The organism is Streptomyces sp. R818 (genome assembly GCF_056172735.1).
Genome location: NZ_JAOCNE010000014.1, coordinates 981717 through 1001333, shown reverse-complemented (window position 1 = coordinate 1001333; position 19617 = coordinate 981717). Strand labels below are relative to the sequence as shown.

General features: G+C 70.8%; 18 protein-coding genes and 3 pseudogenes. 10 read left to right on the top strand and 11 right to left on the bottom strand.

The genetic code is table 11. The annotated features are described in order from the left end of the window. The first annotated feature begins 13 nt into the window (after positions 1 to 13). From N5I75_RS36425 to N5I75_RS36410, 4 genes are all read left to right on the top strand, one after another. Positions 14 to 1174, top strand: a complete 1161-nt coding sequence (locus N5I75_RS36425; protein WP_476684451.1) for an oxygenase MpaB family protein — start codon at positions 14 to 16, stop codon at positions 1172 to 1174. A gap of 100 nt (positions 1175 to 1274) precedes the next feature. Beyond that, positions 1275 to 2189 (top strand): NADP-dependent oxidoreductase, encoded by a 915-nt coding sequence (locus N5I75_RS36420; RefSeq protein WP_476684450.1) that lies wholly within the window; start codon positions 1275 to 1277, stop codon positions 2187 to 2189. 40 nt (positions 2190 to 2229) lie between these two features. Further along, positions 2230 to 3327 carry an alkene reductase gene (locus N5I75_RS36415; protein ID WP_476684449.1) on the top strand — a complete coding sequence of 366 codons (1098 nt, stop codon included), beginning with the start codon at positions 2230 to 2232 and terminating at the stop codon, positions 3325 to 3327. Further along, the gene (locus tag N5I75_RS36410; protein WP_476684448.1) at positions 3324 to 3803 is read left to right on the top strand and encodes a MarR family winged helix-turn-helix transcriptional regulator; all 480 of its coding nucleotides are present in this window, start codon (positions 3324 to 3326) and stop codon (positions 3801 to 3803) included. The genes N5I75_RS36415 and N5I75_RS36410 overlap by 4 nt, the downstream gene beginning before the upstream one ends. A gap of 8 nt (positions 3804 to 3811) precedes the next feature. Here the strand turns inward: N5I75_RS36410 and N5I75_RS36405 are convergent, their stop codons facing one another. Continuing rightward, the gene (locus N5I75_RS36405; protein WP_476684447.1) at positions 3812 to 4216 is read right to left on the bottom strand and encodes a VOC family protein; all 405 of its coding nucleotides are present in this window, start codon (positions 4214 to 4216) and stop codon (positions 3812 to 3814) included. Between the two features lie 114 nt (positions 4217 to 4330). Between N5I75_RS36405 and N5I75_RS36400 the strand changes: the two genes are divergently transcribed. Then, complete coding sequence (locus N5I75_RS36400) at positions 4331 to 5356, top strand: helix-turn-helix transcriptional regulator (protein WP_476684446.1); 1026 nt, start codon at positions 4331 to 4333, stop codon at positions 5354 to 5356. A gap of 14 nt (positions 5357 to 5370) precedes the next feature. On the opposite strand, the gene N5I75_RS36395 is transcribed toward N5I75_RS36400, so the two are convergent. From N5I75_RS36395 to N5I75_RS36385, 3 genes are all read right to left on the bottom strand, one after another. After that, positions 5371 to 6456, bottom strand: coding sequence for a tyrosine-protein phosphatase (locus tag N5I75_RS36395; RefSeq protein WP_476684445.1), 1086 nt, complete (start codon positions 6454 to 6456; stop codon positions 5371 to 5373). 119 nt (positions 6457 to 6575) lie between these two features. Then, positions 6576 to 8612 carry a hypothetical protein gene (locus N5I75_RS36390; RefSeq protein WP_476684912.1) on the bottom strand — a complete coding sequence of 679 codons (2037 nt, stop codon included), beginning with the start codon at positions 8610 to 8612 and terminating at the stop codon, positions 6576 to 6578. 63 nt (positions 8613 to 8675) lie between these two features. Next, positions 8676 to 9578, bottom strand: coding sequence for an SGNH/GDSL hydrolase family protein (locus tag N5I75_RS36385; RefSeq protein WP_476684444.1), 903 nt, complete (start codon positions 9576 to 9578; stop codon positions 8676 to 8678). A 543-nt stretch (positions 9579 to 10121) separates the two neighbouring features. Between N5I75_RS36385 and N5I75_RS36380 the strand changes: the two genes are divergently transcribed. Both N5I75_RS36380 and N5I75_RS36375 read left to right on the top strand, forming a co-directional pair. After that, positions 10122 to 11363, top strand: coding sequence for a PucR family transcriptional regulator (locus N5I75_RS36380; protein ID WP_476684443.1), 1242 nt, complete (start codon positions 10122 to 10124; stop codon positions 11361 to 11363). A 25-nt stretch (positions 11364 to 11388) separates the two neighbouring features. Then, complete coding sequence (locus N5I75_RS36375) at positions 11389 to 11982, top strand: hypothetical protein (protein ID WP_476684442.1); 594 nt, start codon at positions 11389 to 11391, stop codon at positions 11980 to 11982. A gap of 60 nt (positions 11983 to 12042) precedes the next feature. Here the strand turns inward: N5I75_RS36375 and N5I75_RS36370 are convergent, their stop codons facing one another. Both N5I75_RS36370 and N5I75_RS36365 read right to left on the bottom strand, forming a co-directional pair. Further along, on the bottom strand, positions 12043 to 12978 hold the full coding sequence (locus N5I75_RS36370) for a hypothetical protein (RefSeq protein WP_476684441.1): 936 nt from the start codon (positions 12976 to 12978) through the stop codon (positions 12043 to 12045). 117 nt (positions 12979 to 13095) lie between these two features. Beyond that, positions 13096 to 14295: a S1 family peptidase gene (locus N5I75_RS36365; protein ID WP_476684440.1), complete on the bottom strand. Its 1200-nt coding sequence runs from the start codon at positions 14293 to 14295 to the stop codon at positions 13096 to 13098. Between the two features lie 414 nt (positions 14296 to 14709). On the opposite strand from N5I75_RS36365, the gene N5I75_RS36360 reads away from it, so the two are divergent. Beyond that, positions 14710 to 15282: a DUF6368 family protein gene (locus tag N5I75_RS36360; protein ID WP_476684439.1), complete on the top strand. Its 573-nt coding sequence runs from the start codon at positions 14710 to 14712 to the stop codon at positions 15280 to 15282. Positions 15283 to 15358: 76 nt separating this feature from the next. On the opposite strand, the gene N5I75_RS36355 is transcribed toward N5I75_RS36360, so the two are convergent. Both N5I75_RS36355 and N5I75_RS36350 read right to left on the bottom strand, forming a co-directional pair. Beyond that, on the bottom strand, positions 15359 to 15703 hold the full coding sequence (locus tag N5I75_RS36355; protein WP_476684438.1) for a cyclic-phosphate processing receiver domain-containing protein: 345 nt from the start codon (positions 15701 to 15703) through the stop codon (positions 15359 to 15361). A 649-nt stretch (positions 15704 to 16352) separates the two neighbouring features. Further along, positions 16353 to 16608 (bottom strand): annotated as a pseudogene (locus tag N5I75_RS36350) (hypothetical protein); the annotation flags it as partial. Between the two features lie 167 nt (positions 16609 to 16775). On the opposite strand from N5I75_RS36350, the gene N5I75_RS36345 reads away from it, so the two are divergent. Beyond that, positions 16776 to 17177 (top strand): squamosa promoter-binding protein 15, encoded by a 402-nt coding sequence (locus tag N5I75_RS36345; RefSeq protein ID WP_476684437.1) that lies wholly within the window; start codon positions 16776 to 16778, stop codon positions 17175 to 17177. A gap of 100 nt (positions 17178 to 17277) precedes the next feature. Here N5I75_RS36345 and N5I75_RS36340 read toward each other — a convergent pair. Next, positions 17278 to 17561, bottom strand: a pseudogene (locus tag N5I75_RS36340) (MarR family winged helix-turn-helix transcriptional regulator); the annotation flags it as partial. Between N5I75_RS36340 and N5I75_RS36335 the strand changes: the two are divergent. Next, a pseudogene (locus N5I75_RS36335) lies at positions 17562 to 17695 on the top strand (VOC family protein); the annotation flags it as partial. It lies immediately after the preceding pseudogene. A gap of 111 nt (positions 17696 to 17806) precedes the next feature. Here N5I75_RS36335 and N5I75_RS36330 read toward each other — a convergent pair. Next, positions 17807 to 18412: a hypothetical protein gene (locus N5I75_RS36330; protein ID WP_476684436.1), complete on the bottom strand. Its 606-nt coding sequence runs from the start codon at positions 18410 to 18412 to the stop codon at positions 17807 to 17809. 175 nt (positions 18413 to 18587) lie between these two features. Continuing rightward, a complete protein-coding gene (locus N5I75_RS36325) occupies positions 18588 to 19490 on the bottom strand; it encodes an NADP-dependent oxidoreductase (RefSeq protein ID WP_476684435.1) in 903 nt (300 codons plus the stop codon). Positions 19491 to 19617 lie beyond the last annotated feature (127 nt).

Below are 19617 nucleotides of genomic sequence, written 5' to 3'. Positions count from 1 at the left end.
AGGAAGGTCCGACATGACGTACACCGAATCCTCCATGAACGCCCTGCGCCTGGACGGCGACGAACTCGCCGACGCCGTCGTGGCGACCCTCTTCGAGCGGGGGGAGGTGGGCACGTTCAACACGCTGATGCGCTACGTCTCCACGGCCGGCGCGCCGCTGCCGGACGGCCTGCCCGACGTGGCGCGCGAGTACCTGCACGCGACCAGCGCCCCGCCGTCCTGGGTGGACTGGACGGAGATGGAGAAGGCGCGGCTGTTCTTCATCGACAACAACGTGCACATCTCCACCGCGCTGTCCTTCGCCTCCATGCCCGCCTGCTATGTCGTCCCGCACGTCGCCGCGCTGCTCTCCACGACCCACGGCCTCGACTACCCCTCGCGCCGGATGGCGGAGACCGGACAGTTCACGGTCTACCTGATGCAGCCCGACGCGTTCGAGGCGGGCAGCCGCTTCATCCCCGCCGCGCAGAAGGTGCGCCTGCTGCACGCGTCGATCCGCCACCACCTCAAGCGCGAGGACCGGTGGGACACCCGGACGCTCGGGACGCCGATCAACCAGGAGGACATGATCGGCGGCCAGATGTTCTTCTCGCTGCTCGTCCTCGACAGCCTGCACCGGCTGAACATCCACATGTCCACGGAGGGCGCCGAGGCGTACTACTACGCCTGGCGCGTGGTCGGCGCGATGCTCGGTGTGGACCAGGACGCGGTCCCGAAGACGCTGGAGGAGGCGCGCGCCTTCCTCGACCTGTACATGCTGCGCCACATGGGCCCGTCCGACGAAGGCGCCCACCTCACACGGCAGTTGATCGACCTCTACGAGGAGGTCGTCCCCGGCACCTTCTTCGACCCGATCGTCTCGGCCCTGATCCGCTATCTGGTCGGAGACACGTGTGCCGACTGGCTCCAGGTGCCGCGCACCGCCTGGGACCGGGTGGCCCAGGCCGTCCCGACGCTGCTCGGTGTCCTGGAGACCATCGAGGACCGCTCCCCGTTCGGCGCCTGGGCGCTTGACCGCATCGGCCACCTCACCACCGTCTTCGAACTGTCCTCCCTGACGCGCGGCCGGGTGATGCACTACGCCATTCCGGAGCAGTTGAAGAAGGACTTCGGTGTCAGCGCCACCGTGCCGCGCACCCAGCGCTGGACGCCGCCCGCATCAAAACTTGGCTAGCCACAAGAAAATACTTGGCTAGCCACGCAATGGCTGCTACGTTTTATGTGTCCGGCCACATACCCGGGTCGGACGCCCGGCTCACAAGGAGACAGCAGCCATGAAGGCCATCGTTTTCGACATGTTCGGCGGCACCGAGGTCCTGCACGAGACGGACCTGGAGATTCCGCAGCCCGGCCCCGGCCAGGTCCGGGTCCGCATCCGCGCGGTCGGCGTCAACCCGGTGGACGGCAAGATCCGCTCCGGCGCCATGGAGGCCATCTTCCCCACCACGCTGCCCGCGATCCCCGGCGGCGAGATCGCCGGTGTCGTAGACGCCGTCGGTGCGGGCGTGGACCACCTCAAGGTCGGCGACGCCGTCCTCGGCTGGTCCGACACGGGCTCCTACGCCCAGTACGCCCTCGCCGACGCGAGCGTCCTCGCCCTCAAGCCCGCCGGCCTCGACTGGACGCACGCCGCCGCCCTGCCGGTGGCTAGTGATGGCGCCGACCGCGCCCTGGACCTCCTCGCCGTCAAGGCGGGCGAGACCCTGCTCATCCACGGCGCCTCCGGCGCGCTCGGCACCATCGCCGTCCAGCTCGCCGTCGCCCGCGGCGCCCGCGTCATCGGCACCGCCGGACCCGCCAACCAGGAGTACGTCACCTCCCTCGGCGCCACCGCCCTCGTCTACGGCGACGACCTCGTCGAGCGGGTCCGCGCCCTCGCCCCCAGCGGCATCGACGCCGTCCTCGACGCCGCAGGCAAGGGCGCCCTGGAGGACTCCATCGCCCTGCGCGGCACCACCGACCGGATCGTCACCACCGCCGACTTCCGCGCCCGCGAACTCGGCGTCGTCTTCTCCGAGGGACCCCAGCGCCGCTCGGCCGCCCGCCTCACCGAACTCGCCCAACAGGCCGCCGACGGCACCCTGGTCACCACCGTCGGCGCGACCCACCCGCTCGCCGACGCCGCCAAGGCCCAGCAGGCCAGCGACGCCGGACACAGCCGCGGAAAGCTCGTCCTCACCGTCGACTGACTCCCTCACGCCCCCATCCCCCTTCTCCTGAGGAGAACCCATGCCTGAGAACGTCGACCCCGCCCTGGACGCCCTGTGGGAGCCCGCCCGCGCCGGGAGTCTCCGGCTGCCGCACCGGCTGGCCATGGCCCCGATGACCCGCAGCCGGTCCACCCCCGACGGAGTTCCGACCGAACTCAACGCCGAGTACTACGCCCAGCGCGCCTCGACGGCGCTCATCGTCACCGAGGGCACCCAGCCCTCCCCCGACGGACAGGGATACCTGCTCACACCTGGCATCCACTCCCCCGAGCAGGTGTCCGGCTGGCGCAAGACCACCGACGCCGTACACGCCGCCGGCGGCCGGATCGTCGTCCAGCTGATGCACACCGGGCGGATCGCCCACCCGGACAACACCCCGCACGGACGGCAGCCGGTGGCGCCCTCCGCGGTCAGACCCGCGGGGCTCATGTTCACCGCGGCCGGACCGCGGGAGATGCCCGAGCCCCGCGCACTGTCCACCGGTGAAGTCGCCGCGACCATCGACGACTTCCGCCGCGCCGCCGCGTACGCCGTCGAGGCGGGCGCCGACGGCGTGGAGATCCACGGCGCCAACGGCTACCTCGTCCACCAGTTCCTGGCAAGCAACACCAACGAACGCACCGACCGCTACGGCGGCTCCCTCGCCCACCGCATCCGCTTCGCCGTCGACGTGGCCTCCGCGATCGCCGACGAGATCGGCGCCGACCGCACCGGCATCCGCCTCTCCCCCGGCAACCCGTACAACGACATCCGCGAGGACGACACCCACGAGCTGTACCCGGCGCTCGTACGCGCCCTCGTCCCCCTGGACCTGGCCTACCTGCACCTGATGCACACCGGCGACGAGGACCTGCTGCGCACCCTGCGGTCGCTGTGGCCGGGGACGCTGGTCCTCAACCGCGCCGGTGCCGAGCTCGACGCGCGGGCCAAGGACGTCGAGGACGGCCTCGCCGATGTCGTCACTGTCGGCGCGATGGCCCTGGCCAACCCCGACCTCGTGGACCGGATACGCTCGGGAGCGCCGCTGAACACCCCCGATCCGGCCACCTTCTACGGGGGCGGCGCGCGCGGCTACACCGACTACCCCGCCCAGAGCAGCGCAGAAGGAACACCATGACAGACCCGGCGTCCAGGCTCCCCGGCACGGCGCGCGACGGCCGCCTCAGCTACGCCATCTTCCAGCTGGCCCGCGCCCACCGCGCCCACGCCTCCGCCATGCTCCGGGACATGAACCTGCACCCGGGCCAGGAGCTGCTCCTCATGCAGCTCTTCGACCGCGACGGCCAGACCCAGTCCGAACTCCTGGACAGCGTGGGCCTGGACCACTCCACGGTCTCCAAGTCCCTGCGCCGCATGCAGGAGGCCGGGCTGCTCGCGCGCGAACCGGCCGCGTACGACCGGCGGGTGATGATCGTCCACCTCACCGAGAAGGGCCGCGCGCTGCGGGAGCCCATCGAGGACATGTGGCGCAGCCTTGAGGAGATCTCGGTCCGCGACCTGACGCCTGAGCAGGTCGAGGCGTTCACCGAGGCCGCGTACGCCATCGAGCGGTCCGTCAGGGAGCGCGGCCGGGAGAACGCGCCGAACGCGTAGTCGCGGCGTCAGCGCGCAGCGAACTTCGCGACGGCCGCCTCCGTGACCGGGGTGAAGAAGTTGACCAGGTTGCCGTCGGGGTCGCGGAGCAGCAGCGAGCGGTTGCCCCACGGCATCGTGGTCGGCCCGGCGACGAAGTCGCTGACGTAGCCCGACAGGTCCTGGTGCACGCGGTCCACGTCGTCGACGAGGAACTCGGTGATCACGCTGTGGTTGTCGGCCGGGCGGGCGGAGCCCGGGGCGAACAGCGGGACCGTGGCGGTACCGGCGATGGCGAGGGTGGCGCCCGCAGCCGTCCTGAGCTCGGCGAACGCGTCCGTGGCCCACACCGCCCGCGCCCCCGTGGCCCGCTCGTAGAACGCGACGAGGCGGGCCACATCGCCGGTGATGATGCGGATCGAGACGAACTCCATGGGATCTCCTTGGCTGCGCTCAGAGGTGTTCTCCGAGGTGTGCTCCGCAGGCTAGGAGAGATAGTGGACAGATCCGGTCCAGTATCAGTTCCGTATCCGCGTTAGGTTGTGTCCGTGTCCCGACCCACCGCCCGCGTGCTCACGCTCCTGGAACTGCTCCAGTCGGGCGGCACCCGCACCATGGCCGAGCTGGCCGACCGGCTCGGCGTCGAGGGGCGCACCGTGCGGCGGTACGTGGACCAGCTCATCGACCTCGACGTACCCGTGGAATCGGTGCGCGGCCGCTACGGCGGGTACCGGCTCGCCCCCGGGTACCGGCTGCCTCCCCTCATGCTCAGCGACGAGGAGGCGCTGGCCGTACTGCTCGGCCTGGTCGCCGGGCGCCGGACGGGGCTGACGACCGAGCAGCGCACCGCGAACGAGACAGCGTCGGCGAAGATCCGGCGGGTGCTGCCCAGGCACATCGCCCACCGCCTCGACGCCCTCCTCGACTCCCTCGCCTTCACCAAACAGCTTGGAGAGGCCGGAGAGGCCGGAGAGGCCAGGGAGGCCGGCGCGCCGGAGACCGGCGTCCTGCTCGCCGTCGCCGACGCGGTGCGCCACCGCCGACCGCTCTCGATCCGCTACACCGACCGCGACGGACGACGCAGCGAACGCACCCTGCACGCGTACGGGATCGTCGCCCATTCCGGCCGCTGGTACGTCACGGGCGCGGATCCCGGCATCGGCCAGGACCGCACCTTCCGGCTCGACCGCGTCGAGGACGCGCGGCCCCTTCCCGGCACGTTCGACGCCCCCGCGGGCCCCGATCCGGCCCAGTGCCTGGTGGCGGCGTTCGCCACGGCCGCGTACCGGTACGAGGTGAGCTTGCGTGTCGACGGGACGGCCGAGCAGATCCGCGCCGTCCTCCCCGCCACCGTCGCGACTTTGGAGGAGGAGGAAGAGCCCGACGGGGGCCGAGACCGGACGGCCGAGCGCTGGTTGCGCGTCACACTGCGGGCCGAGCGCCTCGACTGGCTGCCTCCGCTGCTCGCCGCACTCGACCGGCCCTTCGTCATCGAACGCCCCGACGAACTGCGCGACCTCGTCGCCGCGTTCGCCGACCGCCTCGCGTCCTCCGCCCGCAGGCCCGCCGACTGAGCGAGTTCGTCGCGTCAGTCGGTGAGCAGCTTGGCACGCAGTGCCGCGACAGTCGTCGCGTCCAGCCGCAGTCCTTCCCGTACGTACGTGTCGAAGTCGCCGTAGATGTGGTCGACCTCGGCGAACGCCGCGCGGAGCCAGCTCAGTTCGACGGCCTTCGGGTTGCCGGTGTACTGGTTGCTGGCCAGGAAGTCCGCCTCGACCGTCGCTCTCGGCACGCCGAGCAGGGTCAGCAGGACGGCCGTGCCCCAGCCGGTGCGGTCCTTGCCCGCGCTGCAGTGGAAGACGGTGGCGCCCGACGTGTTCGTGGCGACGGCCGTGACCAGGTCGCGGAACGCGTAGTCGGCGCCGACGAAGTTGACCATGAACGGGTAGCCGATGGACTGACCCAGGTCGGAGGAGCCGGAGAAGAGGCCGGCGGCGAGGGCCTGCGCCAAAGTCATCAGGGCCGGGTCGTGGAAGCGGATGCCGTGGCTCAGCGAGACGACGTCGGCGACCTGGTAGGCGACACCGGCCGGCAACCGGTCCGGCTCGTCGTGGCGCTCCATCGCGTTGCGCAGGTCCACGGCGCGTGTGAGGCGCTGGGAGACCAGCCGCTGCTGCTCGGCGTCGGTGAGAGCGCTCAGCTTGTTGGAGCGGTAGACCAGGCCGGGGCGGACCCAGCGGCCGTCCGTGGTGCGGTAGCCGCCGATGTCACGGAAGTTGCGGGCCGACGACAGCCCGAGCGACCGCTCCGCGACGACCAACTGGCCGCCGCTGTCGGGGGCGAGGCGGAAGTACCAGCGCCCCGCCTCGGGCAGCGTGCCCGCGGGGACCGTCAGCGAGCCGGTGCCCGGCGCCGTGCCGAGGACCGTGCCGGTGGTGGCGTCGGGCGAGGTGACGGCTGTGACGGTCACCGAAGCGGCGGGCGACGCCCAGGAGAGGGTGTAGCTCCCGTCGGCCGCGCGGGTCGCCGTGGCGGCGGTGAACGGTACGGCGGACCGCACCGTGGTCGCCGCCGCGGTGGCCGCGGGCGGCGCGGCGAGCGCGGACGGGGCGAGGGCCGTCCCGGTGAGGAGGGCGGCTGCGACGACGGCGCCGGCTATGCGGTGCGTACGCATGGTGGGGTCCTTGTCTGTCTCGGCTGTTCTAGCTGTCTGGGCTGTTTGAGCTGTCCGGGCTGTCTCGGCTGTCCGAGCTGTCGGCTGTCCGAGCTGTCTCCGCTGTCTCGGCTGAGGTGTCAGGGGGTCGGTCGGGCGGTGCACGGGGCGGTGCCGCAGACATTGATGACATGGCCGGTGGTCAGGAAGGTGGCCTTCTGCTGACGGGCGGCGGGCGAGTGGCGGGGATCCTCGTGCGGGTCGTGGCCGTAAGCGGGCCCGGATGGCGGGGTGTTGCTCACCGGAGGGGCCAGGGTGCCGCTGTCCCAGACGGTCATGGCCGAGGTGCGCGCGGGCAGTTGCCCGGCGTCGATGCGGCGGATGCCCCAGTACGGGACGGTGTCCGGGCTCCGGCCCGCCGCGAGCGCGGGCGAGACCAGCCGGGCGCCGATGGTGCGCGCCTCCACCTCGGCGGCGGCGTTCGCGACCTGGTGGTCGCCGAAGGCGATGTGCATGAGCACGTCGTGGCCGTCGGTGAGGTGGTTGGCGTAGCCATTCGTCTCGCCGCGGTCCCAGACCATCTGGAAGAGCTGGAGGACGAGCTGCTGGCGCAGCTTGTCGGGGTAGGCCGCGTCCAGGACCTGCTGGAACGGTGCGAAGTCGCTGCTGCGGTTGAGGAGCAGCCCGTAGTTCATGCCGGTGACGCCGAGGACTCCGCGCCTGATGTCGGGTGAGGCGGCGACCAGTGCGCCGCCGAGGATGCCGCCCTGGCTGTTCCCGTCGTAGGCGAGGCCGTGTCGTACGTCGATGAGAGGGCGGCCGTCTGCGGTGCGGAAGGCGGGGTCGGTGACCAGCCCCTCGGCGTGGATGAGGGCGCGGCCGAGGAACAAGGCGTTCAGCATGCCTTGTTCGCTGCGTTCGGGGACGGCCGGGAAACCGTTCGGGTCGGCGAGGGCGGCCAGGACGACGGGGATGTCCTCCTTGGCCATGCCGATCCAGTCCGTCGCGCAGAAGGTGAAGCCGTGCTCGGCCGCCATGTCCTTGACGTTGCCCGCGCCGACCTCGGACCGGGAGCCCAGGAGCCCGTGCCCATAGAGGGACGGGCGGGAAGGGGTCGTGAACGCGGCGCGGGGGATCTCGCAGCGGAACTCGGCGGGCTGGGTGTTGCCGGGCAGCCTTTCGGGTGTGCCGTCGCGGTCGCGGTGGAGTACGGAGCCGGGCGGGCCGTCGGGCCGGTTCAGAAAGCTCGGCACGGTGACGCGGCCGGTGACCTCGCGGGCGATCCGGGCGTCCTGGTCCGCGGGGAAGTCGGTGACCCCGGTGATCTCGAAGGCGGGCGAGCGGTCCCCGAGCCGGCGGAACGCCTTGTCGCGCATGGTGAAGAGGTCACCGGTGAGGCTCCGGGTGGAGGCCACGGTGAAGTCCCAGGCCAGGTGCAGGCTGTGGGTGCTGACCCCGGCGCGGCGCAGCGCGGAGAGAGCCGGCCGCAGCTCGTCCTGGCGGGCGCGCAACGGGTCGCGTACGGGCAGCCGCTCGCCCGCGACCGCGGTGAAGGGGGCGGCGGCCGGGATGGTGCGGCCCGCGGCGTCCTTGAGGCGGCGCAGGGCCACGGCGTAGTGGTGGCCGTCGCGGAAGTTGCGGGCGGGGTGGATCAGCAGGGCGCGGCGGGCGGGGTCGGTGGCGTTGGCGTCGAGCTCGGCCCAGTACGGCCACCGTTCACCGGTGGTGGTGTCCAGGAGGACGACCGGGGCGTCCCGGTCCAGGGAGCTGCCGATGTCGGTGAGCGGGGCCGCGCCGGTCGCCGCCAGATCGAGCCCCGGCACCTGGGCGATCAGGGCGGAGCCGGGAGAGAAGCCGTCGGACCGGTTCCACGCGGTCGGGTCGATGGGCAGTCCGGTGGTGGCGCGGGGCAGCATGGCGGCGTCGAAGGCGACCTGGCGGCCCGTGTCGGTGTCCGGGGCCGGCCGGGTGTACCAGTCGTTGGGGAACGGCAGCAGGCACTCGGCGGGGGTCAGCGGGTCGCAGCCGCGCGGTTGTGGCTGACCGGGCGGGGTCGCGTGGGCGGCGCGCGGCTGTGGCTGACCGGGCGGGGTCGCGTGGGCGGCGGGCGGAGTCGCACGGGCGGGCGGAGTCGCATGGGCGGGCGGGCCGAGGAGCGCCGCGGCGACAAACGCCATCGCCACCGCCACCGCCACCGCCACTCCGATCTGCACTTGCCAGTGCAGGCGCTGCCGCACCGGTCAGTTGCCCTGAAGGTGTGCGCCGATGATCCGGGCGTAGTTCTCCTCGCCCCGCTGGTTGGGGTGCAGTGGCGCCGCCGGGGCCGTCGGCACGTACCCCTCGACCCACTTCGCCGACGGCGCCTGGCAGGCGTCGTGTCCCTTGGTCGGGGTGGCGAGGTCGACGTACTCGGCGCCGTGCGCGGCGCTCTGCTCGGCGATCACCGTGTTCATACGGTCGACGCTGCCCTGGAGGAAGTCGGCGTCCACGGGGAGCACGGGTTGCAGGGGCCAGCAGCCGCCGGGCTTGATGTAGAGCCCGTACCCCGTCACGACGACTCTGGCCTGCGGTGACCGCTGGTGGATGCCGTCCAGTACGGCCGCGAGCCGGGGCGCGAACTCCGCAAGCTTCTGGCCCACTTGGTCCACGCCGCCCGCGTTGTACCTCTCCTTGCACGGGGTGGCGTTCGGGTCCAGCGTGGTACAGTCCTGCGCGATGCCGATCAGTCCGGCGTCGTTGCCGCCGATGGTCAGGGTCACGAGGTCGGTGTCCGCGCGCAGGGCGTCGAACTGGGGCGGTGCCGAGCCCATCGGGATGTCGAGCAGCGACAGGGACTGCTTCTCGGTCATGTGCTTGGACTTGGCGCCGCTACAGGTCACATCGCGGAGCGAGGCGCCGATGTCGGCCGCCAGCTCATGCGCGTAGTTGTGCGTGGAGCGGCCGCACGCGACCGGCCCCGTGATGTCCGGTATGAGCGGCCCCGAGGCCATGGAGTCGCCGAGCGCGACGTACGAGGTGGCGTCGTCGGCCGCCGCCGCCCGGGCACCGGTCGCTGTGGTGCCGACGGCCGTGGCGGCGAGGGCGAGCGCTATGGCGGACGCTCTGACGGCCCGCCAGGCGGCGTTGTCTGGTGCGGAGTTCACGGTGGCCTCCGGTGCGTGCGAGGGCGAGTGGGCATGACGAGTGGGCATGGCGAGGGGGCATGGCGAGTGCTGCCGGTCATCATGCAGACTCGGGCGGCGGCATTTAACTGGTGGGGGACGCAGACTTCCGCGGGAGCTTTTGTGACGCGTGACAAAGAGCGGACCGCAGGGGGCGGTGCCGAGGGGGGCCCGGGGGGCGACGGGGGGCGGCCTGTGCGGTTGGGTCCGGGGGGTGACGGGCGGCGGCCGGTGCGGTCGGACTCAGGAGCCGACGGGCAGCGGACACTGCAGTCGGGCCCAGGAGACGACGGGCAGCGGACACTGCGGGCGGGCCCAGAAACCGCCGGCCGGCAGCCGCTCCCATCGGACCCAGCAGACGACGCGCAACGGACACTGCAGCCAAGCCCGGAAGCCGACGGACGACGACCGCTGCGGGCGGGCCTAGAAACCGCCGGGCGACGACAGCTGCCATCGAATGCAGGAGCCGACGGGCAGCGGCCGTCGCGGGCGGAATCGGACGCCGACCGGCGGTGGCCGGCGCGGATGAACCCCGGAGACGACCGGCGGCAGCCGCTGTGTATCGCGGGGCGTCCCGTGGCGGGTCGGCTGCGGGCTCGCGTTACCGCGCTGACCGAGCGCGTCGTCGCCCGCCTCCTCAGCGAACTGCCGGTCTACGCGGAGCTGCCGCAGGAGGAGATCGCGGGCGACATCGCCCACATCGTCCAGCACAATCTGCGGCTCTTCGCCGACGTAGTCGAGCACCGCAGGGACGCCACCGGCGCCGAACTCGCCCAGCAGCGCGACTCGGCGGCCCAGCGCGCCGAGGAAGGCGTACCGCTGGACGCCATCCTCGCCGCCTACCACATGGGCATCGCGATGTGCTGGGAGGAGACCGCGCAGGACGCCGGCCCTGGCGACCTGCCCGCCGTCCTGGAGATCATGGATCGCATCCTGGCCCTGCAGCAGCAGTTGATCACCGCCGTCAGCGGGGCCTACCTCGAAGCACGCCAGCTCCTGGACAGCCAGGAACACGGCGGCCGGCACGCCCTCCTTGCCGCGCTGCTGAGCGGCGAGGACCTCGACGACTTCACCCGGCGCACCGGTCTGCGCCCCGCCGCCCGGTACCTCGCCATGACGCTCGCGCTCGCCCCGCACCCCGACGAGACCACCCAGGCCCCGGGGCCCGGCGCGGGCATCGCCGCGCAGCGCAAGATCCGCCGCATCCGTACGGTCCTGGACCGGTTCGCTGGAACACCCGCGCTGACCGCCCTCGACCCGTCCGGCGGCACCGTCCTGCTGCCCGTCACGGATCCGCCCCCGTGGCGCGGGCCCGGCGGACTCACCGACCTGGTCGCCGAGGCGACCCGGGCGGCGGGCGCTCCCGTCACGGCCGCTGCCGAGACCGCGGAACCCGCGGCGATACCGCGCGCGGTGGCCCGCAACGCCGAAGTCGTCGACCTCGTCACCCGCACCGGACGGGCCCCCGGCCTCTACTGCCTGGCCGATGTCCTCCTCGAGTACCAGCTCAGCAGGCCCAGCGAAGCGCTGCGCGGCCTCGCCCGCCTCCTGCACCCGCTGGAGGCCAAGCCCGAACTGCTGCACACCCTGGAGACCTACCTCCACCACGGCCTGGACCGCCGGCTCGCGGCGGCCGCACTGCACGTCCACCCCAACACCGTCGACTACCGCATCCGCCGCATCGACCGCCTGACCGGCCTCTCCCCCGCCCGCCCCGCGGACGTCCAGTACCTCTCCGCGGCACTGATCGCTCGCCGGACGGTGTGAGCGACGTGTGCCCTACGGTCTCCGTATGACGTCCTCTCCTCCCCCGCCCGGCCTGCTCGGCCTGCTCGGCCTGCTCGGCGACGATCCGCGAGCGGCGCAACTCGCCGCGCTCCTGCTCGACTTCGACACCGATGTCGCGCGCTACGGGCCGATCACCCACGTGGAGCCGGTCCGTCTGGCCTCGGGCGAGCCGCTGGAGGCGATCGCCAAGGACGGCGGAGGCGGCACCTACTTCCTCTGCGGCACCGGCGACGGAGAGGACCGGCCGGTCCTGTTCGCCGACTCCGAGGGCTCCGCGGGCCTCCTCGGCGCCGACCTCCGTGACGCCCTGCTGCTGATGGCGGCTCTCCCCTGCGCGGACCGCGCTCTGCATCTGGAGAAGCAGGGCCACGTCGTGGACGAGGAGTTGCTCCTGGCGCTGCGGACGGAGGAGGACGAGGACTTCAGCGAGGCGACCGACACGACCGACCTGCCCGAACGACGGGCCGGACTCCTCGACCGCCTCGGACTGACGGTGGGGCCACTCACCGAACTGCTGCCCCGGGCGCGGGCTGCCGCGGAGCTGAACCCGTCGTACGTCCTCCTCAACGAGCACGGGTACGCGTACGAACAGGGATGACGGCAGGTGCGGCGCCCACCTTGCGACGAGAACACCTCCGGACTTTCTGGACTCTCTGGATCACTCCCACTCCCACTCGAGCCCGTACACCCCGGGCGGACACTTGGCGGGCAGGAGGTGCGCGGTGTGGGAGGCGTCCAGTTCCACCCGGTGGCGTTGGCGTGGTTCGACGCCGAGTCGCTCCCGGTAGGAGTAGTGACAACGGATCGGCAGCGCGAGCGGGTCGAACCGTACGTGCAGGAGGTAGGTCCTCAGGGGATCCCTGATGCGGCGTTCGTGGGAGTGCGAGACGGCGGAGGTGGGCCCGCTCCGCAGGGTGTACTCGACCACCGCCGTCTCGTTGCGGGCCAGCGGCCGCCCGAAGGAGATGTCGGCCACGACGCTGCGCAGGTCCGGCAGGAGCTTGCGGCCGGTCATCTCCCCGTTGCGTACGAAGATGTCCACGTCGTCGACCGGCAGCGCGTCCAGGAAATGGACGACGGTGAGGTGCCGGGCGCCGTCCGCGACGGCTCGTACGACGCTGGTCACGGCCGTCTCGCGGATGGCGCGATGCGCGTCCAGCGTCACTGTCTCATGGCTCATGAGCAGTTGCGTGTCGGTGTTGAAGTGCGCGAACGCCTCCCCGAGGGCTTGCTCCAGGTCGGAGGCGTCACCGTAGACGCAGCGAGCGGCCGCCGGGTCGAGGGGCAGGGAGCGGCCCCGGGGCCGCTGGGGTCCGAGGAGCGAGCGCAAGGTGCCGGAACGGAGGCCGAGCAAGGGCTCGAGGGCGTCGACGGCCTGCAGCGACTTCACTCGCTCGGGCTGGCTGCGCCCGCGCTGCCAATGGCTGAGCGTGGCGACGCTGACGGTGATGCCCTGCTCCCGCAGGCGGCCGCAGATCCGCTCCAGAGGCAGTCCGCGGCGGCGCAGGGCGTCCCGGAGTGTCCGGGCGAAGTTCGTCTCGGTGCCACTGTGCGCGGGGTGCGCGGGGTGCGCGTGGTTCAGGTCGCTCGGCATGATGTCTTTCTACGGGGAACGCGGGTCCTTGACGCGTGACGGTCGGCTGGGCCTGGCCGCATGCCGGAGGGACCGCCCACCGTAGCCGGTGGACGGTCCCTGGGTGGGGGGCCGGGGTCAGTTGGTGTTCAGCGTCAGGCCGTAGTAGCTGAGCGCGTCGTCCAGCGGCTGGAAGTAGGAGGAGCCGCGCGAGTTCACACCCCCGGTGCAGCTTTGTCCGGTGGGTCCGCCGGAGGTCATGCCCTGGGCCTGGTTGCCGGAGATGTAGGCGCCGCCGCTGTCACCGCCCTCGGTGCAGACGGTGGAGGAGCCGAGACCCGTGACCACTGTGTCGGGGCCGCCGTTCTGGTCGGTGTACGTCACGCTCACGTTGTAGGAGCTGACCTTGCCGCAGGTCCAGCCGGTGGTCTGGCCGGACTTGCACAGCGCGGCGCCCGACGCGGCACGCTGGCTGCCCCGCACTGCGACCGGGCTGCTGTTGCCCCACGTGCCCACACTGGTGGCGATGGAGTTGCCCGCGTCGAGGGCGGCGACGCCCATGTCCACGCTGCGGGTGCCCAGGGCGAACCGCGAGTTGGTGGCCTTGGCGAAGCGCACGTTGTCGTACGAGAGGGCGGGCAGGTCCTCCACACAGTGCCCGGCGGTGACCAGGAACTGCTTGCCGTTGCGGTCGTGAGCGCCGTAGCCGACGGAACAGATGTACCCGTTGAAGGTCATCCGGCTGCCCGGGTAGATCACCGCCTGCGGAACGAGTTCCTGCCGTCCTCGTACGACCTTGACCGCGGATCCGTACTTTCCTGCCTCGGCCAGGAACGCCTTCGCGGCGGCCCCGCTCCCGCCGGCGACCTCGACCCTGACGGTATCGCTCGCCAGGTCGACGCCCCACGCATTCACGCCGGCCGGTACCCGCTTTGCGGCGAAAGCGTCCAGCTTCGCCTTGATGGCGTCCAACTCGGCCTGGCCGCGGTCGGGCACGCGCGCAGCCAGACCCGCCTTCTCCACCTTCTCGGCCTCCGCCGCATTGTGCGTGTTGACGGTCAGCTTGCCGGCGGAGGTGAAGAACGCGCCGTCGCCGGTTATCCCGCTCCCGGCCAGGTCCGCCAGTCTGTCCTGCTGCCGCGCCTGCTGGTCCAGGCGCCGGACGGCGGTTTCCTCACTGACGCCGAGCGATGCGGCCAGGGCCTGCACCATCGCCGGCTGGTAACGCGGGGCGGTCACGCCGTCCTGGGCGCTCTGGGCCTGGGCCCCGCTCACAGCGGAAACCGTGAGAAGAATTCCGGCGGTCGCCACGAGGGCGTACTTACGCGAAATGCGCACACTGATTCCTTCCAGTAGCAGGCAAGGTCACACCGCACAAAAGGGGGCCACTTGCCTGGCGGCGAAAGTACGGGGGGTGTTCGCCACGCCCCGACTCTCGCCGACTCTCCACTGGGGCATCAAGGCCCGTGGCAGCGGTAGTTTTTTACAGAGAAACTTCGGAACTGTATAGGCGGGCCGGACGGCGCACGCACGACAGGTGTTTCACAGCGAACCCGAATCCGCCGAACCTCGTTTGTCCACCACGTGGATGACGTGCGGCTCGGTGCCGTCCTGATGACGCTTGGCCCGCCCGAGCAGCCCGACGACGACGCGCGCCTGGTCGTCCTGGGGCTCATATCAGCATCGTGAAGTCCACGTCGGTCATCATGACGGACACAAGGCATGGACCGACAGGTACGGGAGGGAGAACACGTGGCGGGCCCCGCAGCCAGTGTGTGGCTGTTCGAGAAGCGGGATCACGAGGACGTCGTCCGTGAGCTTCGGCCCTGGATGGAGACGTTCTGTCATCCGGTGCGGGTCGAGGACGACGGCGCGCTCTCCGGCTGGGTCAGGGACACAAGGGGGCTGGGCGCCCCGCCCTTTGACGCCACAGGCTGCGGTCCGTTGACCCTCTGCCGCGAGGAGTATGTGTCCCCGTCCGCAGAGTCGGACGACATGTTCACCACTTTCGGGCGCCGCCCGGTACAAGAACTCATCGGGACAGCTGGCACCCGCACCCGGAACAGCCACCTCTTGCTCGGCTACCTGATGCTCGCTCTCAGCCGCCGTTTCGACACATGGGTCGACTTCGGAGGCCTCCTCGGCTACCGCTACTCGATCCATCCCCTCACGCCGCAGCAGCAGGAACAACGACTGGCCGAGAGCCGCCGGACGGTGGCGGGTCTGCCGGGCAGGATCTGGGAACTTCCGTACGAAACACATGTGGCCGACAGCGAGTTCCTGGCCGCTTGGCTGCGCCACCCGGGATTCCACATGATCAATTGACGAAGTCGGTCGGCCGGTGGGCGGAGGCGCTCAGCGTGTCGCGGAACAACCGCGTTGCGGAGACCGGCGTTCCTCGTCAGCCGGGAGCAACGGCTCGCCGGACGCGGTACTCCCAATGTGTCAGCGACCGGACCACGGTCTCGGCACCGATGGGGTTCGCACTGTGCACGAAGACGGTGCCGATCCGAAACGGGCGCCCATGGAAGGCAGCCTCCTCCAGCAGCGTCACCACAGGCATGATGCTGTCGTCCCCGCCGAGATCGTGGTCGAGCCAGAGCTCATCGATGAAGACGTCGCGGTGTTCGCGGAGGAGTTGGACCCCCCCACGGCTCGTACGGGCGAGTCGTGTCGCCTGGGGCAGCGACCTGAGATCGTCGATGGCGAGGATGACAGGGGCGGGCCTGAGTGAGCTGTACTGCATCCCCACATCATGCAGGCATGCCTCCACCGCTGGCTCATCCCCGCAACCACTGCTCGGCTATGAACGAATTCCCTACTCGACACATGTCCGGCCGGAGGAGTGCTCGAAGCTGGCCGACCAGAAGTTCCTGAACGGACCGCTCGCCTTCAGGGCAGCGGCAATCGCCCCGACGAACGCGGGCGGGCTCGGACCTGACGCCGTACCGGAGACGGCGGGCCTGACAGGCGGTCCCTCCCTCAAAGACCTCCGCTCGCTCCGAGAGGGAGCTTCATCACATACTGCAGGAAGCCTTCGGCTTCCCTGATATTCACGCGCTCTGGGATGCGGTCACTGGTCTGGTAGCGATTCCGGCCCAAGTTCGCTTTGTCGGCTGGGCCGCACTGACGCAGCAACTCCCCCAGAGCGCACGCATGCTGCGGCTGCAACTGGATCGCTACCACAAGCAGTATCGGCCTGAGCTGTACGTCGAGTACGCGTAGGGCAGGGCAACTGCTCAGTTGGTGGCTTCCGGGGCGTGCAAGGACCGGCCGAACGCCGCGAGCTTGTGGAAGTCGTCCTCGTGCAAGCCGATTCTCGGGTTGACGTGGTGGAGTAGCGCGGGCGTTGATGATGCGCGAGCACATGGCGCTCGTCGTGCGCCCTGCGCCGGAGCGATCCAGCGATTGGCGTCGCCCAGCCAAGTGGTGGCCCAGCACAGTTGGTAGTCGAGCCGGAGCAGGGCCCGTCCATGCTCGGGGTTGAGCCAGATTCGTAGGAGACGTCTCCGGGAGAGAAGAACTTCGTCGTCTTTGCGCGGCCTCTCGGGGCACCCTGAGTGTGGTGTAGCCGGCAGGGCGCTTTTCCGGCTTGGCCGCGTAGGGGTTGAGCGGCCCGTCCACATCAAGAAACAGCAGCGGCTTCTGCACGGTTCCCCCGCGAGACCCGCTCGGGAACGACCTCGATGTCAGTGTGGGCTCCCCTGGAACGTCTCGCATCAGCAGGGCAGTCGTGAGCTCGGAATTGAGGCATCGCTGAGACGGAGAGGTCCATAAGGGCAGGCGGCGATACCGACTGCTGCCGTATAACGCTCGATATGAGCTGGGTGACGAACGTGATGATCTCGGTGGACATGGCTGACAGCGCAACGGTCGAGGCTCTGAGCCAATGGTTGCGGACAGACGCCCCTCGCCAAGGGCAACCACGTACCCTCGGCGTGGGTTACTTGCTGCCGCTCACTCAGCCGGAGACCAACCAGTGGGGCGGTTGGAAACACCCCGAGTGCGAGGTGTGGGCAGGCACCTTGAACCACGCCGACCTCGACGCCCTCAAGCAACGTGTATGCGCGACACCGTGGCGCGAGCCGAACGCGGTGCAACTCATGGTCATGGATCAGGAAGAGGTGTTCTTCCGTCTGTGGATGATCCGAGACGATGAGCTTCGGCAGTTCGCACCGCTGCACCCGTGCGAGGAGGACCAGGACTTCTATCGGCAATGAAGGAGCCAGGCCCCATGGCCATGCCGATCTCTTCGCATCGCACAGCGCCCGCCTCCCGGGCGGCCCGGCCGCGGCGGCAAGAGGTGCGCCGGGCGACGGGCTATGACCCGTCGCCGTCCTCGCGCAGGGAGTGGATCATGCCGCGCAGAATTCGGAACGCGGCTGCCTGCTCGGGTTCCGTCATGCCGGTGAGCATCCTGAGCTCGACGGACCGTACCGCTGCGGTCGCCTTCTCCAGGCTTCGTCGGCCGCTGGGCGTGAGCCGCGCGGGGAGGGCCTTGCCGACGGGGCCTGTGCGGGCCTGGTCACGTAGCCGTCCCGTTCGAGGGCCTGGGGCAGCACGTTCATCGTCTGCCGGGTGACGAACGCGCCGCGTGCGAGCTCGTCCAGGCCATCCATGACGCCCTCGTCGCCGACGGTCACACCATGTCTCCGCCCCGGTCGACGGCCCCTTCGGACGGACCTTCACCTTCGCGGACCCCGACGGTTACCACGTCACGCTCCACGACCGCACCTGATACGCCGGACATCTCCGCCCCCGTACGCGTCCCCGCACACGTATACGTACACGCACACGGGGGCGCGGCGCTCAGGGCGCCGCGCCCCCGACCCGTACCCGACTGCGGTCGTCAGCTCAGCTTGTTCACCGCTGTGACCGTCGTCTTCTTGAAGGCGGCGACCGGCGCGTTCGTGAAGTCGCCCATCTCACCCCACTGCACGACGGTGACGGCGGTGCCGTCGCGGCCGACGGAGAAGAGGTTGATGTCGGTGGCGCCCCACGTGGTCGTGGTGTTGATGCCGTAGACATGGGCCCCGTCCCCGACGGCCAGCTTGCCGTAGAACCGTTCGGTCGCCGTGACCTCCGGGTCCTGCTCGGCCAGCTCCCGCGGGCAGTCGGTGATGTGCTTGCGCAGCAGCGCCGCGAAGTCCTTGGCGCGCTGGACGCTGCGCTCGACCACGGTCACCTGCAGCGCGCCGGTGTCGTAGTCGGTGCGGAAGACGCGGTGCACGGACGTCGACGGCAGGGCGTCGCCCACACACATCGGCAGCGGATCGGGCTGGCCGGCGGTGACCGGGCCCGCCACCCACGCCGACCGCGGGTGCGGCGGCAGGTCGGACGCGGCGAGGAACCGCGGTTCTGCGGCGGCCGCCGCCGGAGTCGTCGCGGCGACGGCGCCCGCCACGGCCGCCGTCGCGGCCAGCGCCATCGTTCCCTTGCGAAGCTGTGCGTTCATCGTGGTGTTCCCCCGTGTAGTTCGGTCGGTACTCACCCCATATGACACGCATCCCCGGACACCCGTTGCCCTCATTTGTGTCACAGCCCTGTCACCGTGCGTCCTCTGTCCGTCAGCCTCCACCGAGCCCGAGCCCGAGCCGGCGCTCGGTCGTGCAGGACCGCACGACGACCGGTCAGTCGACGAGCAGTACCAGCTTGCCGCGCACGCCCCCGGCCTCGCCCACCCGGTGCGCGAGGGCCACCTCGGACAGGGGAAAGGTCCGGCCGATCCGGACGGTGAAGCGTCCCGCTTCTGCCAGCTGTGCGACCTGGGCCAGCGCATACATGGCCCGGCCGGTGTCGCCGCGGCTGAAGCGGACGCCCGTGCGCTGCGCACCGTGGAAGTCGGCGACCGTGATGACGTGCTCGGGTGCGCCCGCGAGTTCCACAAGTGCGGGAAGGACACCGCTGCCGGCGATGTCCAGGGCGAGGTCGACTCCCGACGGCGCGATGTCCCGGACGCGTTCCGGCATCCCGTCGCCGTAGGCCACCGGCTCAGCCCCCAGAGAGCGAAGGGCAGCGTGCGTTCCGGGACTGCCCGTGCCGATGACGCGCGCGCCGCGCTCCATGGCGAGTTGCACAGCGGCGCTCCCGACACTGCCGGAAGCTCCGTTGATGAGTACGGTGCTGCCCGCTGTGACGCCGAGCTGGTCGAGCGCGCGTGCCGCCGTCTCCGCCGCTGCGGGGATCGCCGCGCAGCTCGCATAGTCGAGCGAGTGCGGGATCGGGGCCCAGTCCGACAGCACGGCCAGCTCGGCCTGGGCGGCTCCGTAGGGTGAAGCTCCGAATACCCGGTCGCCGGGCGTGATATCCGAGACGCCGTCGCCGACCTCGTCGACGATGCCCGCGGCCTCGTGGCCCAGGGTCTGAGGCAGTTGCTGGTCCATCAGGCCCTGTCGCTTCTTCCAGTCGCTGGCGTTGATTCCCGCGGCACGTACCTGGATACGTATCTCGCCGGGGCCAGGGTGGGGATCGGGGAGGTCAACGATCTCCAGGACCTCGGGGCCGCCGAACCGGCTGAATTGTGCTGCCCTCACGACACACTCCTTCTGCGGAAGAAGTGGCGGATCGTCCGATGCCGCGTATGCGCGTGCCCCTCCATTGCGAACCACTCAACCGTGTGGTGGGTCGGCAGCGGAGCACGTTTCTACCTCGATACATCGA